This window comes from Streptomyces sp. NPDC005794, from assembly GCF_042871445.1.
In the GTDB taxonomy this organism is placed as follows: domain Bacteria; phylum Actinomycetota; class Actinomycetes; order Streptomycetales; family Streptomycetaceae; genus Streptomyces.
The window spans coordinates 34,563-50,547 of record NZ_JBIAIN010000026.1; the positions used below are offsets into that span (position 1 = coordinate 34,563).

Genomic DNA, 15,985 nt, shown 5'->3' on the forward strand with positions numbered 1-15,985 from the left:
GCCGAGCACAGCAATCCCCGGAGCCTTCAACCGAAGTGAGGGAACAATGAGATCTGTCTCGAAGACCTGGATCAAGGCCGGCGGCGCCGTCGCCGCGTCCGCCGCTCTGGTCATGCCTCTGACCGCCACCCCGGCCGGCGCCGCCACGGCCTCCGCCCAGCTGAACGGCGCGTGGGCCCCGTTCGACCGCTGTCCGGTGGACGCCCCGGCCATGCTCGCCACGGACGGCGACACCGACGTCCCGTTGTGCGTGACATCCGCCTCGCCCAACGGGACGATCAAGCTGGGCGACGTCGAGGCGACGACCGGTTCCACGAACCTGCAGTTCGGTGTCATCCAGCACCCGGCCGAGGGGACCTACACGGTCGTTCCGCCGGCGGCCGGATCCCTCGTCAGTGGGAAGACCACCATCCCCGGTGGGCTCCTCGGCATCATGTGCCCCAACGGTGTACCGGTCGTCTCGGCCATCTGCGGGCAGATCACCGACGCCACCCTCAACAAGGTGACCGCCACGGTGGAGTCGGCCGGCACACCGACCGAGTTCAGCCTGGTCGCCGGGATCTCCTCGGGGCCGATCGTCAAGCTGCCCGTCAAGATCCGGCTGGAGAACCCGCTGCTCGGATCCAACTGCTCCATAGGGAGCAGCAGCAACCCGGTGCTCCTGCGGCCCGGGAACATCAGCGCCCCGGCCTTGGCGGCTTCCCGGTTCAACGGTGACGGGACGGCCAACCCGGACGAAGGCGCGATGATTCAGATGGCCCTGTCCGGAGCGGCCCAGGGCGACAGCCGGTTCTCCGTGCCGAAGGCGAGTGGCTGCGGTGTCGGCGGTCTTCTGAGCTGGGCGATCGACCTCAAGGTCGGCCTGCCCGCCGGGGCCGGTACGAGCAACCTCGTCCTGAACGACGCCAAGACCTACACGGCCGGTCTCACCGCTCCGGGTGTGTCGGTGCCCCATGCCGGCAAGGAGCTCTCCGAGGCCTGGCACTCCGCGGTGAAGTAGGTGAAGCAGGTGGGGCCGGCGAAGTAACCGGAGAGCGGCACGCAGGCGCCGCACTGCGCCTCTTGTCACTTCATGCGCCCCGACGGTCAATTGCTCCCTGAGCCCGTCCCGACCGAATGGACCCTGGTCGGGACGGGCTTCGGTGTGCCCGGAGGGACGTTCCAGGGCTCGCCGCCCGGCCTCCATGCCCTCACTTTTCGATAGGTTTCGCGCGCCGATTACTCATCGGGGCATAAGAAAAAGCTGCCGTGCGATTACCTCGGAGAAAGTTCGTGAAGCGCTATTGCGGACTTAGGTTACCGGCCCGTAGCGTCCCGCTTGGGCGGATCGGAAACACCTCCGTACCTGCTCGTTCGACGCACGTGGAGTCCTGGTCGCACCCCCTTGACCCGGGATTCCTTCGGGAGTTCCTCCAGCCCTGAACCCTCCACCGGGGCGGGGTTCTTCCGACTTCCGGTGTCCCGTGGCTCCGGCCCCCTGGGCCGGAGGACACCGGTGCACCCGGAGACCTTGCGCAGATATCGACAAAGCCGCCGGGCGGGTTTGTCAATCGGTGACAAGTGATCCAGGCAGAGATCAACGTCCGACGATTTCCGCTGTTCAACGGCTTGTCCTCGCGGTTTCGACGGACATAACGTGCGCCTCCTGGTGCATGTGTGACGAGCCGCCATTGCATTTACCGGAGCCGGAGCGCTGACAGATGACGTCGTTCACCACCACTTCGAGGGAGGGTCGATGGGTATCGAAGTAGTCGTCGAAGGCCTGACGAAGTCCTTCGGTAAGCAGAACATCTGGCAGGACGTCGGTCTCACGCTGCCGGCCGGTGAGGTGAGTGTCATGCTCGGTCCTTCCGGTACCGGGAAGACCGTGTTCCTGAAATCCATCATCGGACTGCTGAAACCGGAAAAGGGCCGTGTTCTCATCAACGGCGTCGACATGGTGAACAGCCCCGAGCGTGAAGTCATGGAGACCCGCAAGCTGTTCGGGCTCATGTTCCAGGACGGCGCCCTCTTCGGCTCGATGTCGCTCTTCGACAACATCGCCTTTCCCTTGCGTGAACACACCCGCAAGAAGGAGTCCGAGATCCGCCGCATCGTCATGGAACGGATCGACATCGTCGGTCTGCTCGGCGCGGAGGGGAAGCTGCCCGGCGAGATATCCGGCGGTATGCGCAAGCGCGCCGGCCTGGCGCGTGCCCTCGTCCTGGACCCGCAGATCATCCTCTGCGACGAGCCGGACTCCGGGCTCGACCCGGTGCGCACCGCCTACCTCTCGCAGCTCCTCATCGATCTCAACGCGCAGATCGACGCGACGATGCTCATCGTCACCCACAACCTCGACATCGCGGCCACCGTCCCCGACAACATGGGGATGCTGTTCTGCCGCAACCTCGTCACCTTCGGACCGCGCGAGGTGCTGCTCACCAGTGACATGCCCGTCGTCTCGCAGTTCCTCGCCGGACGCCGGGAAGGCCCCATCGGCATGTCCGAGGAGAAGGACGCGGCCACCCTCGCCGCGGAGCAGACCAACGGCCCCACCTACTCCACCGGGCCCCGCACCGTCGTACCGCAGCTGGAGCCCTCACCCGGACTGCCCGTACGGCAGGCGGCCCTGCGCCGCCGGGAGCGGGTCATCTCCATGATGGGCCAGCTGCCGGAGGCCGCGCGTACGGCGATCCTGAACAGTTACACGCCGGCCTTGGACGGTGGGCGCCGATGACGGCACCACCGCCCGTACGCCCGCCCGAGCCGGCCACCGATGAGACGCGGGGAACGACACCGAGGCAGAGACCGCCCTCGCGGCTCCTCGCCCCGCTGCGCCAGACCGGCCAGCTGTTCGCCCTCGCTCTGGCCGTCGGCCGGGCCGTCTTCCGCCGGCCGTTCCAGGTACGGGAGTTCATCGAGCAGTTCTGGTTCGTCGCCGGCGTCACCATCCTGCCCGCCGCCCTCGTCTCCATCCCGTTCGGCGCGGTCATCGCCCTCCAGGTCGGCTCCCTCACCGAACAGCTCGGCGCCCAGTCCTTCACCGGCGGCGCCAGCGTCCTCGCGGTCATCCAGCAGGCCAGCCCGCTCATCGTGGCGCTGCTGATCGCCGGGGCCGCCGGGTCCGCCATCTGCGCCGACCTCGGATCCCGCAAGATCCGTGAGGAGCTCGACGCCATGGAGGTCATGGGTGTCTCGCCCATCCAGCGCCTCGTCGTCCCCCGCGTACTGGCCACCATGTTCGTCGCCGTCCTGCTCAACGGGCTGGTGTCCGTGGTCGGCACGCTCGGCGGGTACTTCTTCAACGTCATCCTGCAGGACGGCACGCCGGGCGCGTACCTCGCCAGCTTCTCCGCCCTCGCCCAGCTTCCCGACCTCTACATCGGTGAACTCAAGGCACTGATCTTCGGCTTCATCGCGGGCATCGTCGCCGCCTACCGGGGGCTCAACCCGCGAGGCGGGCCCAAGGGAGTGGGCGACGCGGTCAACCAGTCCGTCGTCATCACCTTCATGCTCCTGTTCGCGGTGAACATGATCCTCACGGCGATCTACCTCCAGATCGTCCCCCCGAAGGGGGGCTGACCGATGTCCGTGCTCGGCTGGCTCGACCGCTCGGGTGAGCAACTCACCTTCTACGTACGGGCGCTCATCTGGATTCCCCGTACCCTGCGCCGCTACCTCAAGGAGGTGCAGCGGCTGCTCGCCGAGGTCGCCTTCGGCAGCGGCGGCCTCGGGGTCATCGGCGGCACCATCGGCGTGATGATCGCGATGACCCTCGCCACCGGCTCGGTCGTCGGCCTCCAGGGATACGCGGCCCTCGACCAGATCGGCACCTCCGCCTTCACCGGCTTCATCTCCGCGTACTTCAACACCCGGGAGATCGCCCCGCTCGTCGCCGGGCTCGCCCTCTCCGCGACCGTCGGCGCGGGCTTCACGGCCCAGCTCGGCGCGATGCGGATCAACGAGGAGGTCGACGCCCTCGAAGCGATGGGCGTGCGCTCCATGCCCTACCTCGTCACCACGCGGATCATCGCCGGCGTCGTCGCCATCATCCCGCTCTACGCCATCGGGCTGCTCTCCTCCTACCTGGCGTCCCGCTACATCACCGTCCTGTTCAACGGGCAGTCGGCGGGCACCTACGACCACTACTTCAATCTCTTCCTCTCCCCGGACGACGTGCTCCTGTCGGTGCTCAAGGTGCTGATCTTCAGTGTGCTGGTGATCCTCGCCCACTGCTACCACGGCTTCCACGCCACCGGCGGCCCGGCCGGCGTGGGCGTGGCCGTGGGCCGTTCGGTGCGCAACGCCATCGTGCTCATCAGCGTCACCGACTTCTTCCTCTCGCTCGCCATCTGGGGCGCGACGACAACGGTGAAGGTGGCCGGCTGATGCATTCCTCCACAGCGCAGACGGTGCGCCGCAGACTCGCCGGTGCGGCCTTCGTGCTCGTGCCCGCCGTGCTCGTATGGCTGTCGGTCTCCGTGTACGAGAAGGACTTCACGGACGACGCCACCGTGACCGTACGCACCGGCAGCGTCGGCAACGAGATGCACGACAACGCCGAGGTCAAGCTGCGCGGTGTCGTGATCGGAGAGGTGCGCGACATCGAGGCGGACGGCGACGGGGCGCGCCTGACCCTGGCCATCCAGCCCGACCGGCTCGGGCAGATACCCGCCGACGTCTCCGCCCAGATGCTGCCCACCACCCTCTTCGGCGAACGGTTCGTCGCCCTCGTGCCGCCGTCCGTCCCGTCCGCGCGGGCCCTCCAGGCCGGTGCCGTGATCCCGCAGGACCGCTCCAGCAACGCCATCGAGCTGGAGGAGGTCCTCGACAACGTCCTGCCGATGCTGACCGCGGTCAAGCCGGAGAAACTCGCCGCCACTCTCAACGCCGTGTCCCAGGCGCTCGAAGGGCGCGGCGACAAGCTCGGCGACACCCTGGTCACCCTCGACGCCCACCTCAAGGAGTTCAACCCACAACTCCCCACGCTCAACGCGGACATCAAGGAACTCGTCAAGGTGAGTCATCTCTACGCCGACGCGGCCCCCGACGTCCTGGACGCGCTCACCGACTTCACCACCACCAGCGGCACCCTCGCCGAACAGCAGGCGGAACTCGCCGATCTGTACGGCTCCACCACCGCCTCCGCCCAGGACGTCACCTCCTTCCTGCGCAAGAACAAGGACAACCTCATCCGGCTCTCGGCCTCGGGCCGGCCGACGCTGGAGCTCCTCGCGGAGTACTCGGACGCCTTCCCCTGCACCCTGCGTACGATGGCGGGCTTCGTGCCGGCCATGGACAAGGCGCTCGGCAAGGGCACCGATCGGCCCGGCCTCCACGTCACGCTCAGGCCCGTGGAGTCGAAGGGGAAGTACGTGGCCGGCAAGGACACTCCGGCGTACGGCGCGACCGGCGGCCCGCACTGCTACGCGGTGCCGTACACCGGGAGATCGGTGCCGACCGCCGACGCACGGACCGCTGCCGCCACGGACAGCGGCCCCGCCACGGACGCCCCCGGAGCGAAGGCCGGGGAACCCGGCGCCGCCGGCACCGCTCTCGGCATGCCCAACTCGCCCGAGGAGAGCCGGCTCGTCAACGAGCTGGTCGCCTCTTCCCTGAAGGTCCAGCCGCAGGCCCTGCCCGACTGGAGCAGCGTGCTCATCGGTCCGGCCTTCCGCGGTGCGGAGGTGAAGCTCAAGTGAAGCGCCGCTCCCTCACGGGCCCCCTCGTGAAGTCGATCGCCTTCGTCGTGGTGACCGTCCTGGCGACCACGGTCCTCGGGCTGTCCATCGCCGACACGGGCGTCGGCGACACGACGTCGTACAAGGCGAGGTTCACCGACGCGACCGGACTGGTCGTCGGCGACAGCGTCCGGATCGCCGGCGTGAAGGTCGGCCAGGTCGAGTCCATCGAGGTCGCCGACAGACGGCTGGCCGAGGTCGGCTTCGCCGTCCGCAAGGGCCGCGACCTGCCCGCCTCGGTGACCGCCTCGATCAAATACCTCAACATGGTCGGCCAGCGCTACATCGACCTCGACCAGGGCGCAGGCCCCGTCGGCGAGAGCTTCAGGCCGGGAGCGACCATCCCGCTCGCGCGCACCACACCCGCGCTGGACCTCACCCAGCTCTTCAACGGCTTCCAGCCGCTCTTCGAGGGGCTGTCGCCACCGGACGTCAACCAGCTCGCCGGATCGATCGTCCAGGTCCTCCAGGGTGAGGGCGGAACCGTCGACAGCATCCTCTCCCACGTCGGCTCGCTGACCGGCACCGTCGCGGCCAAGGACAAGGTGATCGGCGAGGTGATCAAGAACCTCAACACGGTCCTGAAGACCGTCAACGACCGGGAGGCGGGCTTCGACGACCTGGTCGTCACCCTGCAGAAGCTCGTCACGGGCTTCTCCGACGACCGCGAACCGCTCGGCGAGGCGGTCACGGCGATGGGCGCGCTCACCACCGTCACCGCGGACCTCCTCCAGGACGGGCGCAAGCCGCTCAAGGACGACATCGCCCAGCTCGGACGTCTCACCGGTCAGCTGGACAAGAACGCCCCCGAGATCGAGAGCTTCCTGCAGAAGACCCCCGCCAAGATGGAGGCGATCACCCGTCTCACCTCGTACGGGTCATGGCTCAACCTCTACCTCTGCGAAGCCAGGGTCAGCGGTGTGACGACCGAGGACGGCAGCGCGCCGCCCACCGGCATCACCATCGGCCGACCGAGGTGCCAGGCATGAGAATCAAGCCCGTACGGGAACGCGACCCCGTCACCGTCAGCATCGTCGGACTCCTCGTCCTGGCCCTCCTCGGCCTCGCCGCCTACCGCGCCGACGCACTGCCCTTCATCGGCGGCGGCACCACCTACAGCGCCGACTTCACCGAGTCGGCCGGCCTCGACGAGGGGGACGAGGTACGGATCGCCGGCGTCAAGGTCGGCGAGGTCACCGCCGTGTCGCTCGACGGCGCCAAGGTGAAGGTGGACTTCCAGGTCAAGGACGCCTGGATCGGCGACTCCTCCACCGTCGGCATCGCCATCAAGACCCTCCTGGGCGAGAAGTACCTCGCCGTCGACCCGCTGGGCAACGCTCCCCAGGATCCGGACTCCCGCATCACCGCGGGCCGCACCACCTCCCCGTACGACGTCACCCAGGCGTTCAACGGACTCGGCGAGACGATCGACGAGATCGACACCGCCCAGCTCGCCCGGAGCTTCGAGACGATCTCCGAGACCTTCAAGGACTCGCCGCCCGACGTACGCAGCGCGGCGAACGGGCTGTCCGCGCTGTCCAGGACGGTGTCCGAACGGGACGCCCAGCTCGCCACCCTCCTCAAGGGCAGCAAGCAGCTCACCGGAACGCTCGCGAGCAAGAAGAGCAGCTTCGAGACCCTCCTGGAGGACGGCAACCTGCTCCTCGGCGAGATCCAGGCGCGCCGCGACTCCATCCACCAGCTGCTCACCGGCACCCGGAACCTCGGGACCCAGCTCACCGGCCTCGTCACGGACAACAACAAGCAGCTGGGGCCCACCCTCGAATCGCTCGGACGGGTCACCGCGGTCCTGGTGAAGAACCGTAAGAGCCTCGACAAGGTGCTCTCCCTGGCCGGCTCCTACAACCGCCTCGTCGGCAACACCCTCGGCAACGGCCGCTGGTTCGACAACTACGTCTGCGGGGTCGTCCCGAAGAACTACCTGCCCGCCGGCACGCCCCCCAAGGACGACTGCATGCCACCGAAGCAGGGAGGGCGCTGACATGAGACGCACACGCGTCATCGGTATCGGCGCCGGACTCGCCGTCGTGGCGGTCGCCGCCACCTCGGGGGTGATGGCGATGGAGGACCGGGGGAAGACCACCGTCACCGCCTACTTCGACCGGGCCACAGGCGTGTACGCCGGATCGGATCTGCGGATCCTCGGCGTGAAGGTGGGAACCGTCCAGTCCGTGGAACCACGCGGAGAGGAGGTCAGGGTCACCCTGGAGCTCGACAAGGGCGTCAAGGTCCCCAAGGAGGCACACGCCGTCGTCGTCGCCCCCAGCCTGGTCGCCGACCGGTACGTACAGCTCGCCCCGGCCTACACCGGGGGAGCACGGCTCGAGGAGGACGCCGTACTCCCGGCCGCGGACAACGCCACCCCCATCGAGGTCGACCAGCTGTACGAATCGATCACCGAGCTCTCCACGGCCCTCGGCCCGGACGGAGCCAACACGGACGGGGCGCTCGCGGAACTCCTCGAGACCGGGGCGAAGAACCTCGACGGCAACGGAAAGGCCATCGGGGATTCCGTCGAACAGTTCGGCAAGGCGACGAAGACCCTCGACAAGAGCAGCGGCAACCTCTTCGACACGCTGTCCTACCTGCAGACTTTCACCACGATGCTGAAGGACAACGACGGCGACGTGCGGGCGGCCGAGCAGCAGCTGAACTCCGTCACCGGCTTCCTCGCCGACGACAAGAAGAACCTCAGCGCGGCCCTGAAGGAACTGGGCAAGGCGCTCGGCCAGGTCAAGGGCTTCATCCAGAAGAACCGCGGCGCCCTCAAGGACAACGTGGACCTCCTGGTGCCGCTCACCCAGACCCTGGTCGACCAGCGCGCCTCGCTCGCCGAGTCCCTCGACACACTGCCCCTCGCGGCGGGCAACGTACTGAACGCCTACGACCCGGCGAACCGCACCCTCAACGGCCGCACCAACCTCAACGAACTGTCGATGGGCGGGCCGCTCACCGAACCCGAAGCCACCGGCCTGGAAGGGCTGGCACCGGTGGACGCGACCCGGCAGAAGGCACTTCCCGCGCTGCCGCTGCCCGCCGTCGGCACCGTCTACGGCACCCCGGAGAAGTCCGGGACGCAGAAGAAGAAGGAGGCGACCCCATGAGCCCCGCCCTGCGCAGACCCGGCACCCGCACGGTCACGGGCCTCGGCGCCCTGGTCGCCGCCGGCGTCGGCTTCGCGCTCGTCGCCGCGACCGTCGGCCTGCCGTCGTTCGTAGGCATCGACCAGGTACCGCTGCCCGGCGGAGCGGATCTCGGCGACCACCCGTACGAGATCACCGCCGAGTTCGGGGACGTCCTCAGCCTCGCCCCGCAGTCGTCCGTCAAGGTCAACGACGTGGCCGTCGGCAGGGTCACCGGGATCACCCTCACCCCGGGCAGCTGGACCGCCAAGGTCACCATGCGCGTCAACGGGAAGGTCGACCTGCCCGGCAACGCCTACGCCCACCTCGAACAGTCCAGCCTCCTCGGCGAGAAGTTCGTCCAGCTCTCGCCCCCGAGCACCGGCACCGCCCACGGCGCGCTCGCGGACGGTGACCGGATCCCGCTCGCCCGCACCAACCGCAACCCGGAGGTCGAAGAGGTCTTCGGCGCCCTGTCGATGCTCCTCAACGGAGGCGGGGTCAGTCAGCTCAAGACCATCACCACCGAGCTCAACAAGGCGCTCTCCGGACAGGAACCACAGATCCGCTCGATGCTGAAGCGCGTCGACACACTCGTCACGAACCTGGACACCCACAAGGAGGACATCACCCAGGCACTCGACGGCGTCAACCGGCTCGCCGCCACCCTCGCCACCCGCAAGCAGGACGTCGGTACGGTCCTCACCGGCCTCAGCCCCGGCCTCAAGGTCCTGGAGAAGCAGCGCGGCTCGCTGCTCACCATGCTGCGTTCGCTCGACACGCTCTCCACCGTCGCCGTCGACACGATCGACAAGAGCAAGGCCGACATGATCGCCGACCTCAAGGCCCTCGCACCCACGCTCGCCGCACTCGCGGACTCCGGCAACGATCTGCCGGACTCCCTCCAGGTGCTGCTCACCTACCCGTTCACCGACGAGGTGCTCCGCGGGGTGAAGGGTGACTACCTCAACGTCTACCTGGACGTGACGGCCCTGCCCGGCACCCAGATCATCCCCGCACTCACCCCGCCCACCACGCCGCCCACGGCGTCCGGAGCCCAGCAGAAGCCGGGCGCGGCACTTCCCCTGCCGCTCCCCTCGGTCACCACGTCGGAAACGGAGGGCACCCGCTGATGATCACCCTCGCCATCCGGCTGAAGAACGTCGCCTTCCTCGTCATCGCCGTACTCGTCCTCGGCTTCCTGGGGGTGCGGTACGCCGACCTCGGCCACTACGTCGGGCTGCGCGACTACTACACCGTCACGGTGCAACTACCGCAGACGGGCGGTCTTTTCACCCACTCCAACGTCAGCTACCGAGGCGTGTCCGTAGGCAGGGTCGGGCCGATCGAGCTCACCGACGACGGGGTCGAGGCCGAACTGCGCATCGAGGACGACGCGCCGCGCATCCCCGACAGCCTCCGGGCCGTCGTCGCCAACCTCTCCGCGGTCGGCGAGCAGTACATCGACCTCCGGCCCACCCGCGCGGACGGCCCCTTCCTGGAGAACGGCTCAGTCATCGACCAGGCCGACACCACCATCCCGGCACCCGTCACCGACGTCCTCACCAGCGTCAACGACCTGACGGCCTCCGTCGACGCGGAAGCCCTGCGCACGGTCGTCGACGAATTCGGCACCGCGTTCAGCGGTCGCGGCGACGACCTCCAGGTCCTGCTGGACACCAGCGGCGAATTCATCGAGGCCGCCGACGAGGCCCTGCCGACCACCACGAAGCTGATGGCCGACGGCGAGACCGTGCTGCGTACCCAGAACGAACAGGGCGAAGCACTCAAGGGCTTCGCCTCCGGCGCCGGGGAACTCGCCGCCGAACTCAAGGGATCCGACACCGACCTGCGCCGGCTCATCGCCGCGGCGCCCGACGCCACCGAACAGATCAGCGGACTGCTGCGCGACCTCGACCCCGCCTTCGGAGTGGTCGTCGCCAACCTCCTCACCACCTCCGAGGTAGCCGTCACACGACAGCGCGGACTGGAGGAACTGCTGGTGAAGGTACCCGCGGTCGCGGCGGCCGGCGCGAGCGCCATCGACCAGGACGGGGCCAGGTTCGGCATGTCGGTCACCTTCTTCGAGCCGTTGCCCTGCACCACCGGATACGGCTCCACCACCTACCGCCCCGGCACCGACGTCTCGGCCGCCCCCGCCACCGACACCAAGGCCCGCTGCGCGTCCTCGCCCGGCAGCGGCATCAACGTCCGGGGCAGCGCCAACGCCCCGAAGGGCGGCCCCGTGCCGGAACCGTTCACGCCGGGCTCGGGCCTCCTGCCGGACGCGACCGGCACCACCGGGGACACCTCCGCGCCACCGGCCGGTGGCATGGCCGGGCTGCTCGGCCTGGGAGGCGGCTCATGAGCGACCGCACGAGGACGGCGCTCGGCCCGGCCGCACTGCTCGCCGCCCTGCTGGTCTGCGCGCTCGGCGCCTGGTCGTACGCCCAGGCACGGGGTGACGACACGCTGGCGTACGCGAAGAGCCGCGACGCCGCCCTCGAGGACGGCAAACGGCACCTCACCCGGCTGACCAGCATGGACGGCAAGAACGCCGCGAGCGTGGAGTCCGGTCTCACCGCCTGGCTCACCGCCTCGACCGGACCGCTGCACGACCGGCTGGAGAGCACCCGGAAGAAGGACGCGGGCGAGCTCGCCGAGTCCGGCGCCACCGCACGCGGCAAGGTCACCGACGCGGCGCTCACCGCGCTCGACGACCGGGCCGGCACGGCGGCGCTCATCGCGACCGTCGACGTCCACGTCACCCCGCGCACCGGCAAGGGCGGTACGGAGCGCAAACGCTTCGAGGCGACACTCGCCCGGACCGGGGACGGCTGGAAGGTCAAGGCACTGGACGCGCTACCGGTCGGGAGCGGCTCATGAAGCAGAGCACGGGAACAGCGACGATCCCGCCGGACCTCGGTCCCGTACCGGACGCGGAGCCCGTGCCGGACGTGCCCGCCGCCCCCGGACGGTGGACCCACGCGGTCGCCGCGTCGCTGGCCGTCGCCCTGCTGGGCATGGGCGGCACGCTGTTCGTCCAGGGACAACAGCTGCGCGACACCCCGGCCACCTCCAACCGGGCCCTGACGGACTCCGCCGCGACCACCCGCGTCGCCGGCGATGTGAGCAGCGCGCTGGGCAAGGTCTTCTCGTACAGCCCGCAGGCCACCGCCGCCACCAGGGAATCGGCGAAGGAACTGCTCGCGGGCCGGGCGCTCCAGCAGTACGCGGCCCTGTTCGGCCAGGTCGAGAAGCAGGCCGCGGACCAGAAGCTGACGCTCACCAGCCAGGCCGTACGTGCCGGAGTCACCCGGCTCACCGGGAGCAGCGCCCACCTCCTGGTCTTCCTCGACCAGGTCTACGAGCGACAGGGGAAGGCCGCCACCACGGCGGCGGCCCAGCTGTCCGTCACCGCGGAACTGCGCGGCGGGCACTGGCGGATCGTCGACATCACCTCCAGGTAGGGGAGAGCACCACATGGCACGGGTACCCATGACAACCGATCCGCTGGTGGCGGCAGCGGTCGCGCTGACGGTCGCGGCCGCCGTCGCCGCGGGCTGGGGAGGCTGGTCCCGCTACGACGCCGCGCACGACGACTCGGCGGCCTACGCACAGGCCCGCGACGACGCCCTGGCGGCGGGGGAGCAGGCCGTGCAGAACATGAACACGCTCGACCACGGCCGGCTCGCCGAAGGGCTCGACAGCTGGGAGGACTCCACCACCGGCGATCTGCACAAGCAACTCGTCGACGGCCGGGACGCGTTCGTCAAGCAGATCGAGGCGGCCAGGACGGTCAGCACCGCCAGGATCCTGTCCGGCGCGGTGACGGAGCTGGACGAGCGGGCGGGGAAGGCCGGCGTGATGGTGGCCCTGCGGGTCACCGTCACCGCCTCCGAGGGCAAACCCGCGGTCAAGGAGAGCCGGATGCTGGGGCAGCTCACCCGCACCTCCGAGGGGTGGAAGCTCAGCGCCCTCGGCCAGGCGCCCGTCGGTAACACCGCCGGCTGACCCCGCCCGGCAGCCCCGCCTTCGAGAGGACCACCGACATGCCGACGACCCGACACCTCGTCAACCGCCGCCGCCGGCTCGCCACCGTCGCCGCCGCGACGACCGCCGCCTCTGAACCGGCCCCCGAGACGACTGGGACGACCGAGACGCTCGCATCCCCCGAGACGCGAGAGTCGCCTGAATCGCCGGAGCCCCCGCAGGCACCGGAGGACGCGGCCGGCGCCGAGGAGGACGGTCCCCCGCGCGGACGGCTGCCCCGTCCGCGCATCCGGCTGCCCGCCGTCCTCTGCGCCGCGACGCTGCTCCTCGGTGCCTTCGCCGCCTGGTCGTTCACCTCGGCCGGGGCACTGCGCGACGACCCGAGCCGGCAGAACACGGCCCTCACCGACATCGGCCGGACCAGCGAGGTCAAGGGACAGATCACCGAGGCCGTCGGCGCGGTCTTCTCCTACACCTACGCCGCGCCCGAGAAGTCCGATCTGGCCGCGCGGAAGCATCTGACGGGCAAGGCGGTCCAGCAGCACGAGGACATGCTCGCCGAGGTACGCGCTCAGGCGCCGAAGCAGAAGCTCGTCCTCACCACGACCGTCACCCAGAGCGGTGTCGAGCTGCTCGACGGTGACCGGGCCCGGCTGCTGGTCTTCGCCGACCAGAGCAACACCCGCACCGACAAGGAGGAGGAGACGACGTACGCGGCAGCCATGTTCGCCGTGGACGCCGTTCGCCGCGGTGACTCCTGGCGGATCGCGGCCATCGACACGTTCACGCGATGACCCGGAAGAGGGAGGACTCATGAGGTTCAACGGAACCATGCGCCGCGGACTCACCGGTACGGCCACCGCGGTGGCCGCCATGGCGGCGCTCACCGCGTCCCAGGCCCCGGGACTCGCGGGCGGCGGTGCCGCCGACGACATGAAGAACGTGGCATCGGACGACGTCGTCTGGACCGAGGTGCCGAACGACGACAGCTACCACACCGAGCTGCCGCCGCTGGAGTCACCGGAGCCGCCGAAGAGCACCGGGAAGAAGCCCGGCACGGCCGTCGCGCAGTCCTGGGCCGAGGCGGGCATCCCCGCCACCGTCCTGACCGCCTACCGCGACGCGCAGAGCGCCCTCGGCCGCAGTGACCCCGACTGCCGTCTCTCCTGGCAGTTACTCGCGGCCATCGGCAAGGTGGAGTCCGGCCACGCGAGAGGGGGACGCGTGGACTCCGCGGGCACCACGCTCACGCCGGTCCTGGGCCCCGTCCTCAACGGCGCCGGATTCGCCGATATCCGGGACACCGACGGCGGGGCGTACGACGGCGACACCCGCTACGACCGGGCGGTCGGCCCGATGCAGTTCATCCCCTCCACGTGGGCGCACTGGGGGAAGGACGGCAACGGCGACGGCCGCAAGGATCCGAACAACGTCGTCGACGCCGCCCTCGCCGCAGGCCACTACCTCTGCGCCGGGACGCGCGACCTGTCCGTGCGGGGCGACCTCGACCGGGCGATCCTCAGCTACAACCGCTCGGACACCTACCTGCGTACGGTCCTGTCCTGGCTGGAGTTCTACCGCAAGGGTGCCCATCCCGTCGCCGACGGCGAGGGCGTGATCCCGAAGAGCCCGGGTGCGGGCAGCCCGCACGCGCCGAAAGCCCCGGTCGGAGGCCCTGGAAGCCCGAGTGACCCCGGCACGGGCGGCGGTGGCATCGTCGTCGGCCCGCAGCCCAGCGGCACACCGCGCCCGTCCACCTCACCCACCGCCACCCCCGCGCCCACCCCCACGGACTCCGGCAGCCCCGACCCCGGCGGATCCCCGAGCCCCACGGACCCGGGCCCCGGCCCCGACCCCACCGACAGCGGTTCCCCGGATCCGACGACGACACCGGACCCGACCACGACGCCCGACCCCACCACGACGCCGGACCCGACCACTTCCCCGGACCCGACCCCCTCGGACCCGGGCTGCCCCACGCCCTCCACGGAGACGACCCCCGCCGGCACACCGTCCGACGAACCCTGCGCCACTCCCACCGCCTGACGGCTCAGCGGGCGTCGAGCACCTCGGACAGGTCGTACCGCACCACTTCCTCCAACTGCGCATAGGTGCAGCCCGAGGGGGTGCGGTCCGGCCGCCACCGCCGGAACTGGGTGGTGTGGCGGAAACGGTCGCCCTCCATGTGGTCGTACGCCACCTCGCAGACCCGTTCCGGCGCGAGCGCCACCCAGGACAGGTCCTTCTTGCCCGACCACCGGCTCGGCGCGCCCGGCAGCCGTGACCCTTCGTGCGCCGCCGCGTCCGCCCAGGCCGCCCACGGATGACCGGCGGGGTCGACGCGCAACGGGTCCAGCTCCTCCAGGAGCTCGGTTCGCCGTTTCATCGAGAAGGCCGCGCACACGCCCACATGCTGGAGGGCGCCCTCCGTGTCGTACAGACCGAGCAGCAGGGAGCCGACCACCGGGCCGCTCTTGTGGAAGCGGTAGCCCGCCACCACGCAGTCGGCGGTCCGTTCGTGCTTGATCTTGTACATGACGCGCGCGTCCGGCCGGTAGGGCAGATCGAGCGGTTTGGCGACCACCCCGTCGAGCCCTGCCCCCTCGTACCGCTCGAACCAGTCCCGCGCGAGGGCCGGGTCCGTGGTGGACGGGGCGAGATGTACGGGTGCCGAGGCGTCGGCCAGGGCCTCCTCCAGGACCGTGCGCCGTTCGGTCTGCGGCGTGGCGAGCAACGACGTGTCGTCCAGGGCGAGGATGTCGAAGGCGACGAAACTCGCCGGCGTCCGCTCGGCCAGCATCCGCACCCGGGAGTCGGCGGGATGGATGCGCTCGCTCAGCCGGTCGAAGTCCAGCCGTCCCTCGTACGGCAGGACGATCTCACCGTCGATGACGCAGCGCGGCGGCAGATTCTCCCGCACGGCGGTGACCACCTCGGGGAAGTAACGGGTGAGGGGCTTCCCCGTCCGGCTGCCGATCACCACCTCGTCGCCGTCCCGGTGCACGATCGCCCGGAATCCGTCCCACTTCGCCTCGTACTGCATGCCGGGGGGAATCGCGGACACGGACTTGGCGAGCATCGGTTTCACAGGAGGCATCACCGGCAGGTCCATGGCCCCGATTCTCA

The 15,985-nt window shown here is 69.8% G+C and carries 16 protein-coding genes; 15 read left to right on the forward strand and 1 reads right to left on the reverse strand.

From position 1 onward, the window contains the following. The first annotated feature begins 46 nt into the window (after positions 1-46). The 15 genes from ACFYQ5_RS31640 to ACFYQ5_RS31710 all read left to right on the forward strand — a co-directional run bounded on the left by ACFYQ5_RS31640 (position 47) and on the right by ACFYQ5_RS31710 (position 14,905). Positions 47-1,000, forward strand: a complete 954-nt coding sequence (locus ACFYQ5_RS31640) for a hypothetical protein (RefSeq protein ID WP_389202539.1) — start codon at positions 47-49, stop codon at positions 998-1,000. 735 nt (positions 1,001-1,735) lie between these two features. Then, on the forward strand, positions 1,736-2,719 hold the full coding sequence (locus ACFYQ5_RS31645; protein WP_389202540.1) for an ABC transporter ATP-binding protein: 984 nt from the start codon (positions 1,736-1,738) through the stop codon (positions 2,717-2,719). Next, positions 2,716-3,564 (forward strand): MlaE family ABC transporter permease, encoded by an 849-nt coding sequence (locus tag ACFYQ5_RS31650; RefSeq protein ID WP_389202541.1) that lies wholly within the window; start codon positions 2,716-2,718, stop codon positions 3,562-3,564. Before ACFYQ5_RS31645 ends, ACFYQ5_RS31650 begins: the two co-directional genes overlap by 4 nt. Before the next feature lie 3 nt (positions 3,565-3,567). Then, entirely contained in the window at positions 3,568-4,371 is an 804-nt protein-coding gene (locus ACFYQ5_RS31655) for an MlaE family ABC transporter permease (protein ID WP_389202543.1), read from the forward strand. Then, positions 4,371-5,684 (forward strand): MCE family protein, encoded by a 1,314-nt coding sequence (locus tag ACFYQ5_RS31660; protein WP_389202544.1) that lies wholly within the window; start codon positions 4,371-4,373, stop codon positions 5,682-5,684. The genes ACFYQ5_RS31655 and ACFYQ5_RS31660 overlap by 1 nt, the downstream gene beginning before the upstream one ends. Beyond that, positions 5,681-6,712, forward strand: coding sequence for an MCE family protein (locus tag ACFYQ5_RS31665; protein ID WP_389202546.1), 1,032 nt, complete (start codon positions 5,681-5,683; stop codon positions 6,710-6,712). Before ACFYQ5_RS31660 ends, ACFYQ5_RS31665 begins: the two co-directional genes overlap by 4 nt. Next, positions 6,709-7,725: an MCE family protein gene (locus tag ACFYQ5_RS31670; RefSeq protein ID WP_389202547.1), complete on the forward strand. Its 1,017-nt coding sequence runs from the start codon at positions 6,709-6,711 to the stop codon at positions 7,723-7,725. Before ACFYQ5_RS31665 ends, ACFYQ5_RS31670 begins: the two co-directional genes overlap by 4 nt. A gap of 1 nt (position 7,726) precedes the next feature. Continuing rightward, the gene (locus ACFYQ5_RS31675) at positions 7,727-8,848 is read left to right on the forward strand and encodes an MCE family protein (RefSeq protein WP_389202549.1); all 1,122 of its coding nucleotides are present in this window, start codon (positions 7,727-7,729) and stop codon (positions 8,846-8,848) included. Next, the gene (locus ACFYQ5_RS31680; protein WP_389202550.1) at positions 8,845-9,999 is read left to right on the forward strand and encodes an MCE family protein; all 1,155 of its coding nucleotides are present in this window, start codon (positions 8,845-8,847) and stop codon (positions 9,997-9,999) included. The genes ACFYQ5_RS31675 and ACFYQ5_RS31680 overlap by 4 nt, the downstream gene beginning before the upstream one ends. Further along, a complete protein-coding gene (locus ACFYQ5_RS31685) occupies positions 9,999-11,234 on the forward strand; it encodes an MCE family protein (protein WP_389202552.1) in 1,236 nt (411 codons plus the stop codon). The genes ACFYQ5_RS31680 and ACFYQ5_RS31685 overlap by 1 nt, the downstream gene beginning before the upstream one ends. Then, positions 11,231-11,752, forward strand: a complete 522-nt coding sequence (locus ACFYQ5_RS31690) for a hypothetical protein (protein ID WP_389202554.1) — start codon at positions 11,231-11,233, stop codon at positions 11,750-11,752. The genes ACFYQ5_RS31685 and ACFYQ5_RS31690 overlap by 4 nt, the downstream gene beginning before the upstream one ends. Next, positions 11,749-12,336, forward strand: coding sequence for a hypothetical protein (locus tag ACFYQ5_RS31695; protein WP_389202555.1), 588 nt, complete (start codon positions 11,749-11,751; stop codon positions 12,334-12,336). The genes ACFYQ5_RS31690 and ACFYQ5_RS31695 overlap by 4 nt, the downstream gene beginning before the upstream one ends. 13 nt (positions 12,337-12,349) lie before the next feature. Then, positions 12,350-12,880: a nuclear transport factor 2 family protein gene (locus tag ACFYQ5_RS31700; protein ID WP_389202556.1), complete on the forward strand. Its 531-nt coding sequence runs from the start codon at positions 12,350-12,352 to the stop codon at positions 12,878-12,880. Between the two features lie 38 nt (positions 12,881-12,918). Then, positions 12,919-13,653, forward strand: a complete 735-nt coding sequence (locus ACFYQ5_RS31705; protein ID WP_389202558.1) for a hypothetical protein — start codon at positions 12,919-12,921, stop codon at positions 13,651-13,653. A 19-nt stretch (positions 13,654-13,672) separates the two neighbouring features. Next, complete coding sequence (locus tag ACFYQ5_RS31710) at positions 13,673-14,905, forward strand: lytic transglycosylase domain-containing protein (RefSeq protein WP_389202559.1); 1,233 nt, start codon at positions 13,673-13,675, stop codon at positions 14,903-14,905. 4 nt (positions 14,906-14,909) lie between these two features. On the opposite strand, the gene ACFYQ5_RS31715 is transcribed toward ACFYQ5_RS31710, so the two are convergent. Beyond that, positions 14,910-15,971: an ATP-dependent DNA ligase gene (locus ACFYQ5_RS31715; protein WP_389202561.1), complete on the reverse strand. Its 1,062-nt coding sequence runs from the start codon at positions 15,969-15,971 to the stop codon at positions 14,910-14,912. Positions 15,972-15,985 lie beyond the last annotated feature (14 nt).